This window comes from Synechococcus sp. H70.1, from assembly GCF_047502705.1.
GTDB lineage: Bacteria > Cyanobacteriota > Cyanobacteriia > Thermostichales > Thermostichaceae > Thermostichus.
In genome coordinates this window covers 9,551-24,770 of record NZ_JANSIV010000036.1, presented here as the reverse complement: position 1 = coordinate 24,770, position 15,220 = coordinate 9,551, and the positions used below count along the sequence as shown (strand labels likewise).

At 56.3% G+C, this 15,220-nt stretch carries 11 protein-coding genes and 2 pseudogenes; 8 read left to right on the top strand and 5 right to left on the bottom strand.

Annotation, left to right across the window (positions count from 1 at the left end):
• Window positions 1-64 precede the first annotated feature (64 nt).
• Window positions 65-1,375 carry a CO2 hydration protein gene (locus tag NW827_RS02630; RefSeq protein WP_414362735.1) on the bottom strand — a complete coding sequence of 437 codons (1,311 nt, stop codon included), beginning with the start codon at window positions 1,373-1,375 and terminating at the stop codon, window positions 65-67.
• 56 nt (window positions 1,376-1,431) lie between these two features.
• Complete coding sequence (locus NW827_RS02625) at window positions 1,432-2,910, bottom strand: NADH-quinone oxidoreductase subunit M (protein ID WP_414403743.1); 1,479 nt, start codon at window positions 2,908-2,910, stop codon at window positions 1,432-1,434.
• Window positions 2,911-3,188: 278 nt separating this feature from the next.
• On the opposite strand from NW827_RS02625, the pseudogene NW827_RS02620 reads away from it, so the two are divergent.
• Window positions 3,189-3,619 (top strand): annotated as a pseudogene (locus tag NW827_RS02620) (transposase); the annotation flags it as partial.
• A 30-nt stretch (window positions 3,620-3,649) separates the two neighbouring features.
• Window positions 3,650-3,937, top strand: a complete 288-nt coding sequence (locus tag NW827_RS02615; RefSeq protein WP_414362753.1) for a zinc ribbon domain-containing protein — start codon at window positions 3,650-3,652, stop codon at window positions 3,935-3,937.
• Window positions 3,938-3,976: 39 nt separating this feature from the next.
• Here the strand turns inward: NW827_RS02615 and glgB are convergent, their stop codons facing one another.
• Window positions 3,977-6,268, bottom strand: coding sequence for a 1,4-alpha-glucan branching protein GlgB (glgB, locus tag NW827_RS02610; protein WP_414403744.1), 2,292 nt, complete (start codon window positions 6,266-6,268; stop codon window positions 3,977-3,979).
• Window positions 6,269-6,469: 201 nt separating this feature from the next.
• On the opposite strand from glgB, the gene tatA reads away from it, so the two are divergent.
• The 6 genes and pseudogenes from tatA to NW827_RS02580 all read left to right on the top strand — a co-directional run bounded on the left by tatA (window position 6,470) and on the right by NW827_RS02580 (window position 12,260).
• A complete protein-coding gene (tatA, locus tag NW827_RS02605; RefSeq protein ID WP_414362738.1) occupies window positions 6,470-6,724 on the top strand; it encodes a twin-arginine translocase TatA/TatE family subunit in 255 nt (84 codons plus the stop codon).
• A gap of 313 nt (window positions 6,725-7,037) precedes the next feature.
• A pseudogene (locus tag NW827_RS02600) lies at window positions 7,038-7,928 on the top strand (bestrophin family protein).
• A 163-nt stretch (window positions 7,929-8,091) separates the two neighbouring features.
• Window positions 8,092-8,457: an NAD(P)H-quinone oxidoreductase subunit M gene (locus NW827_RS02595; protein WP_414362739.1), complete on the top strand. Its 366-nt coding sequence runs from the start codon at window positions 8,092-8,094 to the stop codon at window positions 8,455-8,457.
• Between the two features lie 41 nt (window positions 8,458-8,498).
• Complete coding sequence (locus tag NW827_RS02590; protein WP_414362740.1) at window positions 8,499-8,888, top strand: DUF2996 domain-containing protein; 390 nt, start codon at window positions 8,499-8,501, stop codon at window positions 8,886-8,888.
• A gap of 145 nt (window positions 8,889-9,033) precedes the next feature.
• Window positions 9,034-10,509 (top strand): glycogen synthase GlgA, encoded by a 1,476-nt coding sequence (glgA, locus tag NW827_RS02585; RefSeq protein WP_414403745.1) that lies wholly within the window; start codon window positions 9,034-9,036, stop codon window positions 10,507-10,509.
• A gap of 143 nt (window positions 10,510-10,652) precedes the next feature.
• Window positions 10,653-12,260 (top strand): glycoside hydrolase family 57 protein, encoded by a 1,608-nt coding sequence (locus NW827_RS02580; RefSeq protein WP_414403746.1) that lies wholly within the window; start codon window positions 10,653-10,655, stop codon window positions 12,258-12,260.
• A gap of 386 nt (window positions 12,261-12,646) precedes the next feature.
• Here the strand turns inward: NW827_RS02580 and ilvB are convergent, their stop codons facing one another.
• Both ilvB and NW827_RS02570 read right to left on the bottom strand, forming a co-directional pair.
• Window positions 12,647-14,443 carry a biosynthetic-type acetolactate synthase large subunit gene (gene ilvB, locus NW827_RS02575; protein ID WP_414362743.1) on the bottom strand — a complete coding sequence of 599 codons (1,797 nt, stop codon included), beginning with the start codon at window positions 14,441-14,443 and terminating at the stop codon, window positions 12,647-12,649.
• A gap of 276 nt (window positions 14,444-14,719) precedes the next feature.
• Window positions 14,720-15,184: a thioesterase family protein gene (locus NW827_RS02570; protein ID WP_414362744.1), complete on the bottom strand. Its 465-nt coding sequence runs from the start codon at window positions 15,182-15,184 to the stop codon at window positions 14,720-14,722.
• Between the last annotated feature and the right edge of the window lie 36 nt (window positions 15,185-15,220).

Below are 15,220 nucleotides of genomic sequence, written 5' to 3'. Positions count from 1 at the left end.
AGATCCTTGTTTTGCTAGAAGTTGGACTTTAACTCAAGTGGCCAATTGGCACAATAGTTATTGACTAGCGATAGTTTTGATCCTGAATGTAGGAGAGGCGAGCTGCTTCTCGGATCCCGTATTCCGGTCGAGTAAAGCGGTTGAGCTGTCCTTCAAAATAGAGGCGATTCATCATCAAATGCCGCGGATTAGGATCATCGAGAGGGTACAGAAAGGCTGCTCTCCCTGCCTGGATTACAGCTGAAGTAACGTTGTACATGGAGCGCTGGAAGCTGATTCCTAGTTGGATGAGCATGTCATCCTCACCGCGGCAGTGCTTGCGGTAGTACTCCACCAAATACGGAGGCAAAAAGTGGTACATATCCTGGTGCAAAAGGGTCGGCGGGATCCCAGCACTGGCCACTGGAAACTTGTCAGCGTAGAGGATCCCATAGTGGAAGTCTAGCTGGTTAACGGGTACTTGGTTGGCCTGAGCGTTATAGGACTTGGTGCCGCGGAAGGGAGAGGTGCGATAAAACACGGCTTCTACATAGGGGAAAGCCGCCTCGTATAGCCAGGTAAATCCCTTGGATTTGGGCACAATGTCGTACCATTCCCCGCGAATGCGCACCCGGTGGTAGATGGGCCGCCCAGCAATAGAAAAGATCGCGTTAACCAAAAAGTTCATCGCCTCCGGCACGCTGGTGATTTTGCCCTCGTCGTAGAGATCGCTCATCTCAAAAAAGACGGGGGCCATCACCTCCCAAAACAGGCCCAACACGGAGTACATGGTGGCCTGGCGGCAAAGTTCCAGAAACATGTCCGGAAAGAGCTTGTACAGCCCCATCAACAAGGGGTTGCCCTGGCAGTAGGCGCGGATGGCGCGGTCGGCATTTTGCTTGTACTCTTCCGAATCCATGTAGGGATCCAATAGGCCCCCCATATCCCGGTGCCAGAGCATGGCCCGCATACATTCTTCAGCAAATTCCATGTTGATGCGGTCATGCCAAAGGTGATGTAGAATCCGCGGCAGCTTGCGCTTCAGCTCCCCTTTTTCCATAAACTCCAGAAGTTCCGGGTGAGCAGTAGCCGGGCCACGCCAAATGCGCAAATCCGCGTTTTCTCCTGCGTAGTGGTTGGCTAGCTTCAGATACTCTTCGGGAATGATGTACTTAAAAATGGGCAAGGGATCCACAAACACCTGCTCGGCAATGTAGAGTAGATCCCGCCAGTAGAAGTCCATCGGCACGGCATAGGCCTTGTAGATGCCGATAATTTGCATCAGGTTTTCCGGCGTATCCGGCAGCATCGATCCCCCTGCCTCAAGGCGATGGACTATTTCGGCAAAGGGGTGAGTAGAAGGGGGCAGCTTGGGAGCAACCAGGGTCGTTGTCATGGAAGAAGTCTCCAACTCAGTCTACGTGGGATCTTTTCCGGTTTTTTGAGCTGTCCTCAGGGAGAATAGGAAGCCAGGGTATGCGTTTGGGCCTGAGCCACCTGGGCAGATAGGGTGAAGGCCAGCGGTTGTGGCCATTTCACCAAGTTCATAGGCTGGATGCCAAACCAAAGGATCAAGGCGGTTAACACAAAGGCCGGGATCCGTTCCCAACCTTGCACACGCGGGTAGTAGGCGGTGCGGTTGTCCAATCTGCCAAAGCAGGTGCGATTGAGCAAAATCACAAAATACACCGCCGTCAAGCCGGTGCCGCAGATGCTCAGCAAAGTGGGCAGTGGAAAATCCGAGTAGCTGCCTTGGAAGATTAAAAACTCGGCCACAAAGCCCAGTAGGCCCGGGATTCCGGCGCTGGCCATGCCGCCCAAAATCAGCAGGGCACTCACCGTGGGCAGGCCGCGCAGGGGATTGAGCAGGCCGTTGAGCACGTTTAGATCCCGCGTTCCCACCTTGCGCTCCACCAGGCCCACTAGATCAAACAGCAGCGCCAAAATTAGCCCATGGGAGATCATTTGCACTATCGCCCCCGTCAGGCTAATGGGCGTGGCCGCTGCCATCCCCAGCAAGATGTAGCCCATATGGCCAATGGAGCTGTAGGCCACCATGCGCTTGATGTCTTTCTGGGCAATGGCTGCCAACGCCCCCAACACCACGGCAATGGCCCCCCACCAAGCTAGGAGTTCATCTAGATCTGCCCACGCCTGGGGAAACAACTGCAGCCCAAAGCGAAACAGACCATAGGTGCCCAACTTGGAGAGCACCCCACCCAGCAGGATCGCCACCGGCGGCGAAGACTCGCCGTAGGCGTCGGGCAGCCAGGTGTGCAGAGGCACCAGCGGCATCTTGATGCCAAAAGCCACAATCAACGCCAAGAGTGTCAGGGTTTGGGCAGCAGAGCCCAGAGAGCTAATGCGAATCTCGGCCAGCTCAAAGGTATGGGGATCCCCTAGCCAGTAGATGGCCAAAAACGCCCCCAACAGGAAGATGGCAGAGACAGCGGTGTAAATCAAAAACTTGATGGCAGCGTAATCCCGCTTGGGGCTGCCCCAGATGGAAATAAGCAGGTAAATCGGGATCAGCACCAGTTCGTAAAAGAGGAAAAACAAAAGTAGGTTCTGAGCGGCAAAAGCCCCGTTGACCGACCCACTCATCAGCAGAATGCAGCCGTAAAAGAGGTTGGGCCGCTTCACCTCTGGCTCAGCCGCCAGAATGGCAATGAGGGTAAGCAGACCGTTCAGGGCCACTATCAACAACGACAGTCCGTCCAGGCCCAGGGAATAGCTCAGTCCAATTTGCGGCAGCCAATCCCACCGCTGCTCCCACTGAAAGCCAGTTGCCTGTAAGTCGAAGCGGGTAAATAAAAACAGGGAGATGGATAGCGAGATCCCGGCCAAAATCGCCGCCAGCCTTCGCCCCCCCAACCCCAAGAACAGGAGCAGGGATCCCAAGATTGGCAAGATGATCAAGGCATTCAGCATAGTCTTTTCCCTTTTCCAAAGACTCCGCCCGCCTACTGCCACCCCGAAGGAGCTCTACAGCAATGGACAAAAGTATGCCCTTGCTGCCGCTTTTTCTAGTTGCGACAACTCCTTATAGAACGGGCCAGTGGCCTTGCTGAGGCTAGGGCAAGTAGCTCAATACTCGCTCCTGGGCTTCTAGGACAGCAGTTTACCTTGAAAACACATCTCTTGCAACGAAACACCCGCTGGTGAGGCGCACCTAGACACTTGAGGAGCTCCCCCGTTTGTGGAAACAGCATCTACGCGGTCAAAGAGCTTATCATTATCATCAGAGACACAAAGGGAAGAAGCATCCTGTTACTGGAGCTATTTCTCTGAGAGGAGTAGTTGGCTGCCATGTCATCAAGGGTGAGATGAAGAAGGGGAATTTTTTGCAGTTTTTGAGAAGTGAGTTATGTCCGAAGCTAGATGCGAGGAAGGTTGGGATTATGGACAGCTTCATAGGAGTCGAGAAGTTGAGGAACTGATTAGGGGAACAGGAGCGCGAACCCTACACCTGCCTGTGTATGCACCGGAAGTAAATCCTATTGAGATGATGGGGTCGGTGTTGAAGCACTTTGCTCGGCAGTTTTCCAGAGTTGGGAACTAGAGCATGGAGCAGAGAGTGCAGACTTCTTTACTCCTGATCAATCCATCCTGCTTCCGAAGTTGGTTTAACAGGCTGTAAGTCTATTCTCGATGGCGGTGGGGACAATTCCTGCAAATTCTGGCAGTCAAGGCTGTAAGAGCTGGGCTGTTAACGATTGCAGTGAATCCCCGCGGTAGCAGTCAAGAGTGCTCCGGGTGCGGTCGAGAAGTGCCTAAAAAGCTGGATGAGCGTTGGCACCACTGTCCGCACTGTGGGTTCAACTCGGCGAGAGTTATCAAATACAGAGCGGTGGGGCGTCCCGTTCTTTTCGCGCCAGCGGCGCGGAGCGCTAAAGCCCGGGAAATGTCCGACGCAGTAGCGGGAGTCACTGTTTGCGAAGCGGGACGTAGTCCTTGAAGCCCGCACTCTATGCGTCGGCATGAGTGGGGGAGTAGGTCACGTTGAGCTCTCAGCCGGCTGGGGCGGCTGCCACTTCAGCACCAAGGTCGAAAGAGGAGGCAGGCAGAGCTCAAGCGAGTAGGGCAGGTTGTGGTAGGGCCAGTCATCCGTCCACTTGCCCCCTAGGTTGCCAACCCCGCTGCCCCAGAACTCTACCGCGTCGCTGTTGAGCAGTTCCTGGTAAAACCCTCGCTGCGGCACGCCAATGCGGTAATTCGGCCAAACCACCGGCGTAAAGTTACAGACTACCACTAGCCACTCCCTGGGATCCTCCCCATAGCGGATAAAGGAGATAATGCCCCGATGGTCGCTGCAGTCAATCCAGCGGAACCCTTCTGGCTTGGTGTCTTGAGTGTAGAGAGCTGGCTGCGAGCGCAATAGATGGTTGAGGGTGGCTACGTAGTGGCGCAGTTTAGCGTGGGGCTCATACTGCAGCAGCTCCCAGTCTAGATCTGCCCAAACATTCCACTCGTTCCACTGGCCAAACTCCATGCTCATAAACAAAGTTTTCTTGCCGGGGTGGGTGAACATGTAGCCGTAGAGGGCCCGCAAACTGGCAAACTTGTGCCACATATCCCCTGGCATTTTGCCCAACATGTGGCTTTTGCCGTGCACCACCTCATCGTGGGAAAAAGCCAGCATGTAATTTTCGCTAAAGGCATACATGAGGCTGAAAGTCACTAGGTTGTGATGGAACTGGCGGAACCAGGGATCCATGCGAAAATAATTCAGCATGTCGTGCATCCAGCCCATGTTCCACTTGAGGTTAAAGCCCAGACCACCCACATGGGTTGGCCAGGTTACCATTGGCCAGGCAGTGGATTCCTCGGCAATGGAAAGAACGCCAGGGTAGTACTTGAAGATGAGGGTGTTGAGCTGGCGAAGGAAGTCAATCGCCTCCAAATGCTCTCGCCCACCGTAGCAGTTGGGGATCCAGTCTTTGCGGTCGTAATCCAGATAGAGCATTGAGGCCACCGCATCCACCCGAATGCCGTCGATGTGGTATTTGTCAAACCAAAAGAGGGCATTGGCTATTAGATAGTTGCGCACCTCGTTGCGGCCGTAGTTGAAAACCAAAGTGCCCCAGCCCTTGTGCTCGCCCTTGCGGGGGTCGGCATACTCGTAGAGGTGGGTACCGTCAAAAAAGGCCAGCCCATGCCCATCTTTGGGGAAATGCCCCGGCACCCAATCGACAATGACGCCGATCCCTTCCTGGTGGGCGCGATCGACAAAGTACATGAAGTCTTGGGGCGATCCGTAGCGGGAGGTTACCGCGTAGTAGCCAATAACCTGGTAGCCCCAGGAGCCGTCGAAGGGGTGCTCGGCCACGGGTAAGAGCTCGATGTGGGTAAAGCCCAGCTCCTTGACATAGGGGATCAATTTGTCCGCCAGCTCCCGGTAGGTAAGAAAGCGGGTGTTGGGCTTTTGCTCCACCGGCACCAGGTGCCCATCAGCGGGGGGGTCTTCCGTTGAAGCGTGCATCCAGGATCCCAAATGCACCTCGTACACCGAGATGGGCGAGCGCAGGGGGTCGGTGGCAGCCCGCTTTTCCAGCCACTCCTGGTCGTGCCAGGTATAGGTGTGGAGGTCGGCTACAATTGAGCCGGTTTTGGGTCGCACCTCCTGCTGAAAGCCATAGGGATCTGACTTTTCGTAGATATCCCCCCAGGCAGTTTTCACCTCGTACTTGTAGACGGCTCCTGGCCCAACACCAGGGATGAACACCGCCCAGATGCCGCTTTCGCCCAGCCGCTTCATCTGGTGTTGGCGGCCATCCCAGTGGTTGAAGTCGCCAATGACACTGACATTGCGGGCGTTGGGAGCCCAGACGGCAAAGTGGACTCCCTGAACCCCATCTACGCTGATGGGATGAGCGCCCAACTTCTCGTAGATGCGGTGGTGGTTGCCCTCGTTGAAGAGGTAGCGATCCAGCTCACCGATGTGGTTGACCTTCTCCAGGGGAAAGCGATAGGGATCCTCCCACTCTTCCAAGTGCTGGCCCTCCGGATCCCAGACCCGCTGCGCCCGCAGAAAGTAGTCTGGAACCGGCGTGCCAGGCGCAAAGCACAGCTCAAACAACGTTTCTGGATACAGCGGCTGCATGGGGTAGGCCTGCCCAGTGGCGCGTTCTACCAACCAAACCTGTTTGGCATTGGGCACCAGGGCCCGCACCAGCCAGAAGGACGTTTCCCCCTGCTCTATCTGCTGCGGCCCCAAAACAGCATAGGGATCCTGCCACTGGTTGGTGACGAACTGAAGCACTTGTTCGGCAGACAGGAGAAAGCCCATCGGCAAGCTTCAACAAAGCAACAATCTCAGTCTAGCGGTGCTCGGCTGCTGCTTTTGGTAGCGCAGGGATTGCCAGAGCCATAGCGGTAGCAGCCAAACCTTTCTGCCCCCGGGAAAACCTGCTAGAGTTGGGAGAGGGTAATTCTCCTCCTTGCCAGCGAGGTTGGTTGGCTTGTTTTGTTGTTGGGGTTTTGGGGACTTATGGCTATCCTGCTGTCGAGCGAACCTATCCTGGCTGTGAGCATCTTTGGCATGGGCCTGCCAGAGCTGGCCGTGATTGGGATCATTGCAGTGGTTGTGTTCGGCCCCAAGAAGCTGCCGGAGTTGGGCAGCGCCTTTGGCAAAGCATTGCGCAGCTTTAAGCAAGAGATGAATAACCCCACTAGTGATGACGAGCCTCTGGCCAGCGCCGAGAAGCCAAAGGCGGAGAAGGTGCTCGAAAAGGATGCCGCCTAGGTAAAAAACTTAGACAACGTTGCAAACTTCCGCCAACGGCAAAGCTTCCTTCCTGCAAACAGCAACAAGGCGTTTGGGTTGTAGGTCACTTCTCTTTGCAGATGGCCAGGCCCTAGCTATAGGTATGCCCAGCTCAACTGCCAAGCCTTTCTGCCTTTTGAAGCCCAGAAGTACGGGCTCGACCCCTGACCTGGAGCCGGGAAGGTCTAGGAGTTGCCAGCGAAAATGCGACTAGAGACCAAGGCCGTGATCCTAGCCTGCTTGAGGCAAGGGCAGACGGTAGGATAGAGAGCAAGCTTGCCAGCGCTATCCCATGGTTCGCCAATACCTTTCCGGGGAAGGGCTGCGCTGGTTGGGCCTGGCTGTGCAGTTGTATGGGTCCGTTGTGCCCGCGGTGCTTCCCCGCACCCTTTTTTGTGCCCTGCTAGGGATCCTGGTTTCTGGGCTCCATGAGTTGGGACTGCCCCTGGTGCTGCCCTCTTCGGTGGCGTTTGTGCCCAACCTTGTTTTGAGCTTGATGCTGGTCTTTCGCACCAATACTGCCTATGAGCGGTTTTGGGAGGGGCGGAAAGCCTGGGGAAGCCTAGTGAATGAGGTGCGCAACTTGGCCCGTCTCATTTGGGTAGCTATTGCGGAAAAGCAGCCAAGCGATCGGGAAGAGAAAATCAAAATCCTGTATCTGCTGCCCGCTTTCGCCATAGCTGTAAAGCAACACCTGCACCAAGAATTTTTACCCGCTGAGCTACAGCCCCTCCTTAGCTTAGAGCAGTTGCAACGCCTTCAAAACCTCAATTATCCCCCCTTACAAATTGCCTTTTGGATAGGGGATTATCTCTAGCGCCAGTACGAGAAGAGTCGTGTGGAAGTCTATCAGCTAACGATCATGGTGGAACGGCTTAACGGTAGGGTGGAAGCTCTGGGTGCCTGCGAGCGCATCTTGATGACCCCCATACCTACGGCTTACGCCTTGCATCTACAGCAGTTGTTGCTGCTTTACTGTTTGTCTTTGCCCTTTCAGATGGTGGAAGAACTGGGTTGGATGACTGGTCCTATTGTGGGATTGTTGGCCTTTATGCTCTTTGGCGTTGAGCAGATTGGTCTTGAAATCGAGAACCCCTTTGGCCACGATCCCAACGACTTGCCTCTTGATAGAATTTGTAGTAAGATGAAGCGAAACATTGTTGACTTAATTCAATCTACCTAAAATTGCTCCGCCACCCCTCAAACTGAAGTCCAAACCCCTACCCAAAGCCAGAGGGATCCCGCTTCTCCCCTTCCCTTGGCAAGGAGGATTGGAGTGGCAAGGGATCCCACCTCAGCCTTGGGAGTGATACTGTGAGAAGAAGAGAAGGATCGGAGCGATTGCCATGCTAAAGTGCACTACCCGCCACGTTCACATCTTTGCTGGCGAGGTTACCCCCGACAACCGCCTGGTGCCCCGCGACGATGTGCTGACCCTTGACGTGGATCCCGATAACGAGCTGGTCTGGAACGAGGCAGCCCTGCAGAAGGTCTATGCCCGTTTCGAGGAATTGGTAGAAGAGTACAGAGGCCGGGATTTGACCGAGTACAACCTCCGCCGCATTGGCTCTGACTTGGAGCACTTCATCCGCTCTCTCCTTAAGCAAGGGGAGATTGCCTACAACCTGCAAGGGCGCACCCCCAACTACAGCATGGGCTTCCCGCAGATCCCTGCAGAAAAAGTAGTGGACCAGTACATTCCCAAAAGCTAGCTCTCTTCCCCCTTCCTGCACCCCCGTTGGAGCATTACCCCATGTCTGAAGAAACCACCCCCACCCAGGACTCTCCCAAGGCTGCTGCGAAAAAAACCGCCAGAGAAGTCAAAGAAGAAAAACCCTTCGAGCAACTGATTACAGAAGAAGTGATCCCAGCGGCCATTGCTGCCTTTCAAAAACGCGGCGTCCACGATTTGCAACTGCGCCTGGAAGGCAAGACGCTGATTGGCTCGTTTGCTGGCGGCCAGAAGCAGTTTAGCGTCCTCTTTGCCGACGGCTCCCTAAATGGCCGTAAGTTCTTCTGCTGTACTACTGCCGGATCCCTACCCAGCACTCTCGAGTCTTTCATGATCGACGAGCGCCGCGTCGACGTGCCCCTGTTTGTGTTCTACTTGCTGCAGCGCCTCTACGCCCAGCAGTGGTATTGAGAGATCCCCCAGCCAGCCCTGGAAGGAATTAGCTGAGGATCCCGCCAGGGGGATCCTTTTTTGGCCTTGCGGGAGATGTGCTCCCAAGGCAGGAGGGATTATCTTTTGTGAGGAAAGGTAAGGCACTGCTACGGGAGATCTCGAAATGTACATTGTGCAGATTGCCTCTGAATGTGCCCCAGTCATCAAGGCGGGGGGGCTAGGGGATGTGGTGTACGGCCTCAGCCGGGAGCTGGAAGTGCGGGGGCACTGCGTCGAGCTGATTCTGCCTAAGTACGACACCATGCGTTATGACCAAATCTGGGGCCTGCACGACGCCTACCGCGACCTCTGGGTGCCTTGGTATGGCGGGGCTATTCACTGCTCGGTGTACTGCGGCTGGGTGCATGGCCGCCTGTGCTTTTTCATTGAGCCCCACTCCAGCGATAACTTTTTCAATCGGGGGTGTTATTACGGCTGCCCAGATGACAACATGCGCTTTGCCTTTTTCAGCAAAGCTGCCCTAGAGTTTCTCCTCAAGAGCAACAAGCGTCCCGACATCATCCATTGCCATGACTGGCAGACGGGCCTGGTGCCAGTGCTACTGTTTGAGATCTACAAGTACCACGGCATGGAAAACCAGCGGGTATGCTACACCATTCACAACTTTAAGCACCAGGGTCTTGGCGGGCCGGAAATTCTTTGGGCCACGGGACTCAACCGCGAGTCTTATTACTTCCACTACGATCGCTTGCGTGACAACTTCAACCCCTTTGCCATCAACTTTATGAAAGGGGGAATTGTTTTTTCTAACTTTGTAACAACAGTCTCGCCCACACACGCTCTGGAGGCACGGTTTGGTGATTACGGCTACGGTCTGGGACACACGCTCTACTTGCACCAGCACAAGTTCCGGGGCATTTTGAATGGCGTTGACTATGACATCTGGAACCCTGAGATTGATCGCTTTATTCCTTTTCGCTACACAGCGCAAACTTTGGAAAACAAGGCCAAAAACAAGAAGGCGCTGCGGGATCGGCTGTTGTTGCAAGATGCCGAGAAACCGATTGTGGCCTATATTGGGCGGCTAGATGAACAAAAAGGTGTGCATTTGGTGCATCATGCCATCTACCGCTCCTTGTTTAAAAATGCTCAGTTTGTCCTACTGGGATCAGCAACGGAGCCGGGAATTGGCGCCTGGTTTGCCCACGAGAAAGGCTACCTCAACGACAACCCCGACGTTCACATTGAGTTGGGCTTCAACGAAGAACTCTCCCACCTTATCTATGCAGGGGCAGATATCCTCGTGGTACCCAGCCACTACGAGCCCTGCGGCCTCACTCAGATGATCGGCCTCAAGTACGGCACAGTTCCGGTGGTGAGAGGAGTGGGCGGCCTAGCGGACACGGTTTTTGACCGCGACTACGACAGTCGCAAATTGCCTGAGCAACGCAATGGCTACGTGTTCTACCACACGGATCACGCAGCCCTAGAGTCAGCGCTGGATCGGGCCATCGACCTGTGGTATACCGCTCCCGACCAGTTCCGCCAACTGCAAATCCAGGGCATGAGCTACGACTACTCCTGGAACTACCCTGGCAAAGAATATCTGGAGATCTACGAGTTCATTCGTCACCGCTGAGTGATCCCCAGTGATCCCAGGCCTTGACCACAGGGGGGAAATGCTGGAGGATAGGTAGCAATCCTGCTCTTAACTTCCCCACAGATTTATTGCTGAGGAAGCTGAGCTGACTCCGTTATCTTCCCTGAGGATCCCTGGCTGCTATGGGTTATCTTGCCTTGGTACTCCACGCGCACCTGCCCTTTGTGCGCCACCCTGAGCAGGACTTTGTGCTGGAAGAAGAATGGCTCTACGAAGCCATCACCGAGACCTATGTCCCGCTGCTGCACATGTTCGAGGGGCTGCAGCGAGATGGCATTGACTTTCGCCTCACCATGTCCCTGACGCCGCCTCTGGTGTCGATGCTGCGGGATCCCTTGCTGCAGGAGCGCTACGACCACTACCTAACCAAGTTGGAGGAGCTGGCCCAGCTGGAGTACGACAAGAATGCCCACAACGGCCATATTCGCTACCTAGCGGAGCACTACATCAAGCAATTTGCCATGGTGCGGGATCTCTGGGAGCGCTACGACCGGGATCTGGTGCGGGCCTTCAAGCAGTTTCAAGACAGCGGCAACCTGGAGATCATCACCTGCGCCGCTACCCATGCTTACCTGCCCCTGATGCAGATGTACCCCCAGGCGGTTTGGGCGCAGCTGATTGTGGCCTGCGAGCACTACAACGAGCACTTTGGCCAATGGCCGCGGGGGATCTGGCTGCCGGAATGTGCCTACTACCAAGGGTTGGAGCGGCTGGTTGCTGATGCTGGCCTGCGCTACATGATCACCGACGCCCACGGCCTGCTCTATGCCAAGCCGCGGCCGCGCTACGGCATGTACGCTCCCATTTTTACCGAGACCGGCGTTGCCGTCTTTGGGCGGGATCACGAGTCCTCGCAGCAAGTGTGGTCGGCAGAGGTGGGCTATCCCGGGGATCCCGTCTATCGCGAGTTCTACAAAGACCTGGGGTATGAGGCCGACTACGAGTACATCAAGCCTTACATCATGCCCAATGGCCAGCGGAAAAACACCGGCATCAAGTACCACCGCATCACGGGGCGGAACCTAGATCTAGGGCAGAAGGAACTCTACGATCCCTACTGGGCGCGAGAAAAAGCGGCCGAACATGCGGGCAACTTTATGTTCAACCGCCAGCGGCAAATCGAGTACTTGTACAGCGTCATGGGGCGCCCGCCGCTGGTGGTGGCTCCCTACGATGCCGAGCTCTTTGGCCACTGGTGGTACGAGGGACCCTGGTTTTTGGATTTCCTCATCCGCAAGAGCTACTTTGACCAAAACACCTATCGCATGACTCACTTGGCGGAGTACCTGCGGGAGAACCCCACCCACCAGGTGTGCAAACCTGCTCAGTCCAGCTGGGGGGCGCGCGGCTTCCACGAGTACTGGCTCAACCCCACCAATGCCTGGATCTATCCCCACCTGCACAAGGCTACCGAGCGCATGATTGAGCTGAGCCGCCGTGAGCCTGCTGATGACCTGGAGTGGCGGGCCCTAAACCAGGCGGCACGGGAGCTGATGCTGGCTCAATCTTCTGACTGGGCCTTTATCATGCGCACGGGGACGATGGTTCCCTATGCGGTACGCCGCACCAAGTCTCACCTGCTGCGCTTCAACCACCTCTACGAGAAGATTCAAGCGGGTCAGTTTCGGCGGGAAACAGCCACCCCCGAAGACGAGCAGTGGCTGGCCAAGGTGGAATACATGGACAACATCTTCCCCAACCTCAACTACCGGGTTTACCGGCCCCTCTGAAACCTGGGGGCAGTCTCCAGCCGCACTGTGTGGAAAAAGATCCGACTACTTGGGCCTCACTCGCCTCTCTTGCAGTCGCGGCAGCGGTGCCCTCGGGAAAGTTGGGGGATTCTTACGCAGTCCACGTTGACTTACAGCACTGTCCGGCTTCTTCACCGGGGTGGGTGATAGCATTGGCGAGCGACTCAAGTCACTCAAGGACTACGTCCCGCTAACGCAATCTGGACGGAGGGTTACCAAGCTGCCCCGCTGTTTTGAAACGAGTGCAGTTTGAAATAAATCGACATCCCTGCGGACTTTCCGCTGCCGAGCTCGGGCCTTGTTGCAAACTTCTCAGAGAACTTGGGATCCCCGCTTCCTTACCTTGATGGCCAGCCCTGCCGCTTCTAGAGCTTGGTGCCGCACTCGGCACAAAACTTGTGCAGGCTGGGGTTTTTGGTGCCGCAGTTGGGGCAGTAGATGAGCTCGGCAGCTTGCTCCAGTTGCCGCTTTTCTGGCAGCCCAATCATCTGGTAATTGGCTTTGCCAGCGGGCACCATTGGGTAGCAGTTCTCGTCCCGCTTGACCACAAAGTCAACCACTACTGGGCCTTCGTGGCGCAGCATCTCCTGGATGGCATCGTCTACTTGATCGGGGTGATCGACGCGCATGCCCTTGACACCAAAGGCTTCGGCCAGCTTGACAAAATCTGGCATGCCCGCAGCCATGTCGGAGTGGGAATAGCGCTCGCCGTGAAAGGCCTGTTGCCACTGCCGCACCATGCCTTGCCAGCCGTTGTTGATAATGGCCACTTTGGTGGCAATGCCGTACTGGGCCACCGTGCCCAATTCTTGCATATTCATCTGGAAGCTGGCATCGCCACTGATGCAGATGACTTCCTCATGGGGCAGGGCCACCTTGACCCCCATAGCCGCTGGGAAGCCGTAGCCCATGGTCCCCAGGCCAGAGCTAGAGATCCAACGGCGTGGTCCGGTGCGCAGAAACTGCGCCGCCCACATTTGGTGCTGACCTACATCGGTGGTGTAGTAGGCGTGGGGAGCATGGCGTCGAAAGGCGTCAATAACCTGTTGCGGGGCAATCACACCCTCATAGGAGGGCACCTGCAAGGGGTAGTCCCGTTTCCAGCGCTCGATGCGTGCAAGCCAAGCTTGCGTCTGGCCAGGAGTGTAGGGCATTTTGCTTAGCTGCGCCAACAGCTCCACCAAAACGGTGCGTACATCCCCCACAATCGGCACGTCAGGGATCCGGTTTTTGCCCACCTCTGCCGGATCGATGTCGACGTGGATAACTTTGGCATGCTTGGCAAATTCGTCCAGCTTGCCGGTTACGCGGTCGTCGAAGCGGGCTCCGAGGGCAATGAGCAGGTCGCACTCGGTAACAGCAAAGTTGGCGTAGGCCGTGCCGTGCATGCCCAGCATCCCCACCGAGAGGGGATCATTCTCATCAAAGGCCCCTTTGCCCATGAGAGTGGTGGTTACCGGGATCTGGTAGGTGTGGGCTAGCTCGGCAATCTCGGCGTGGGCCCCGGAGATGATGGCCCCGCCGCCCACGTAGAGCAAGGGCCGCTTGGCCTGCAGAATCAGCTTGGCTGCCGCGTGGATCTGGCGAGGGTTGCCCCGCACCGTGGGTCGGTAGCCAGGAATATTGACCTCAGTGACGGGCTGGTAGTCGAACTCTTCCAAGCCCACATCTTTAGGGATGTCAATCAGCACTGGACCTGGTCGCCCGGTGCTGGCAATGTGGAAGGCCTCGGCCACAATCCGGGCCATCTGCCGCGGATCGCGCACCACGTAGGAGTGCTTGACAATGGGCAGGGTGATGCCAAAAATGTCAGTCTCCTGAAAGCCGTCGGTACCGATTAGATGACGGGGCACCTGGCCAGTAATCGCTACCAGAGGCACAGAGTCCATCATGGCGTTGGCAATGCCTGTCACCAGGTTGGTTGCCCCTGGCCCCGAGGTGGCAAAGCACACCCCCACCTTGCCCGTAGCGCGGGCGTAACCATCAGCAGCGTGGGCAGCAGCCTGTTCGTGGCGGACTAGGAAATGTTTAAGTAGCCCTTGCGATTCGGCCTTGTACAGCTCATCGTAGATGGGCAGGATGGCTCCTCCTGGATAGCCGAAAATGTGCCGCACCCCATGGCGATGCAGGCTATCCACCAATGCATAGGCACCCGTTGCCACGATGTCTTCCCCTCGCTAAGACGACTGAGCACTCGATCTGGAGCGGCTATTTAACTCAGCAGTTTAGCAAGGGTTTGCTCTGCCAGGTTGAAATTGCCAAAAGCTCCTGCACCCCCTGGGTAAAAGTCACACCTAGGCAGGCACCTGGCCCAGTTAGGGCGGCGAGGAGGTCAAGCCACGCCAGGGTTAAGGCCAGCCCCTAGGGGAGACTGGCGGCAGAGCCACCACCCCCTAGAGATAGCCAGCAGCAGTCCCCCAAGGAGCGCAAGCCCGGCTTTAATCCCCTGCCTTCAATCCATAGCGGGCCAGGAAACGGGGCAAATCAACTACCTGACAGGTGTAGGAGCCGTGCATCACGAGCCGTCCCTGCTGCAGGATCTCCACCTTAAACTGAACGCGCCTTCCCGTTACCTCCACCACCTTAACCTGAACCTGTAAAGGCTCCCCCACCACTGCTGCTGAGCAGTGGTCCAAAGCAAAGCGGATCCCAACGGCTGCTTCCTCCGCCTCGTAAAAAGGCTGCAGAGTGGTGTTGCTGCACCCCTCAATCAGGGCTAGCAGCGCCGGGGATCCAATGACCTTCACCCCAGGGTTGCCCAGCGCCTCAGCTGTCTGTTGGGGGCCAGGGATCCCTTGCCAAGTGCCGTAGGTACCGAGGGGAACGGGTTTCACTGAAAGACGCGGCGCAAAAGCCTTCCCGACGAAGCGCTGCCCGCAAGCCAAGAACGACCCTACTACCACTATGCAACAACCCCTGACCTAGTCTGCAACTGCTAC

Bases quoted from the DNA above. Each gene is read 5' to 3' on its own strand.
- NW827_RS02580 (WP_414403746.1), top strand. From the start codon at position 10,653: ATGGGTTATCTTGCCTTGGTACTCCACGCGCACCTGCCCTTTGTGCGC.
- tatA (WP_414362738.1), top strand. From the start codon at position 6,470: ATGGCTATCCTGCTGTCGAGCGAACCTATCCTGGCTGTGAGCATCTTT.
- NW827_RS02630 (WP_414362735.1), bottom strand. From the start codon at position 1,375: ATGACAACGACCCTGGTTGCTCCCAAGCTGCCCCCTTCTACTCACCCC.
- NW827_RS02625 (WP_414403743.1), bottom strand. From the start codon at position 2,910: ATGCTGAATGCCTTGATCATCTTGCCAATCTTGGGATCCCTGCTCCTG.
- NW827_RS02590 (WP_414362740.1), top strand. From the start codon at position 8,499: ATGTCTGAAGAAACCACCCCCACCCAGGACTCTCCCAAGGCTGCTGCG.
- NW827_RS02595 (WP_414362739.1), top strand. From the start codon at position 8,092: ATGCTAAAGTGCACTACCCGCCACGTTCACATCTTTGCTGGCGAGGTT.
- glgB (WP_414403744.1), bottom strand. From the start codon at position 6,268: ATGGGCTTTCTCCTGTCTGCCGAACAAGTGCTTCAGTTCGTCACCAAC.
- glgA (WP_414403745.1), top strand. From the start codon at position 9,034: ATGTACATTGTGCAGATTGCCTCTGAATGTGCCCCAGTCATCAAGGCG.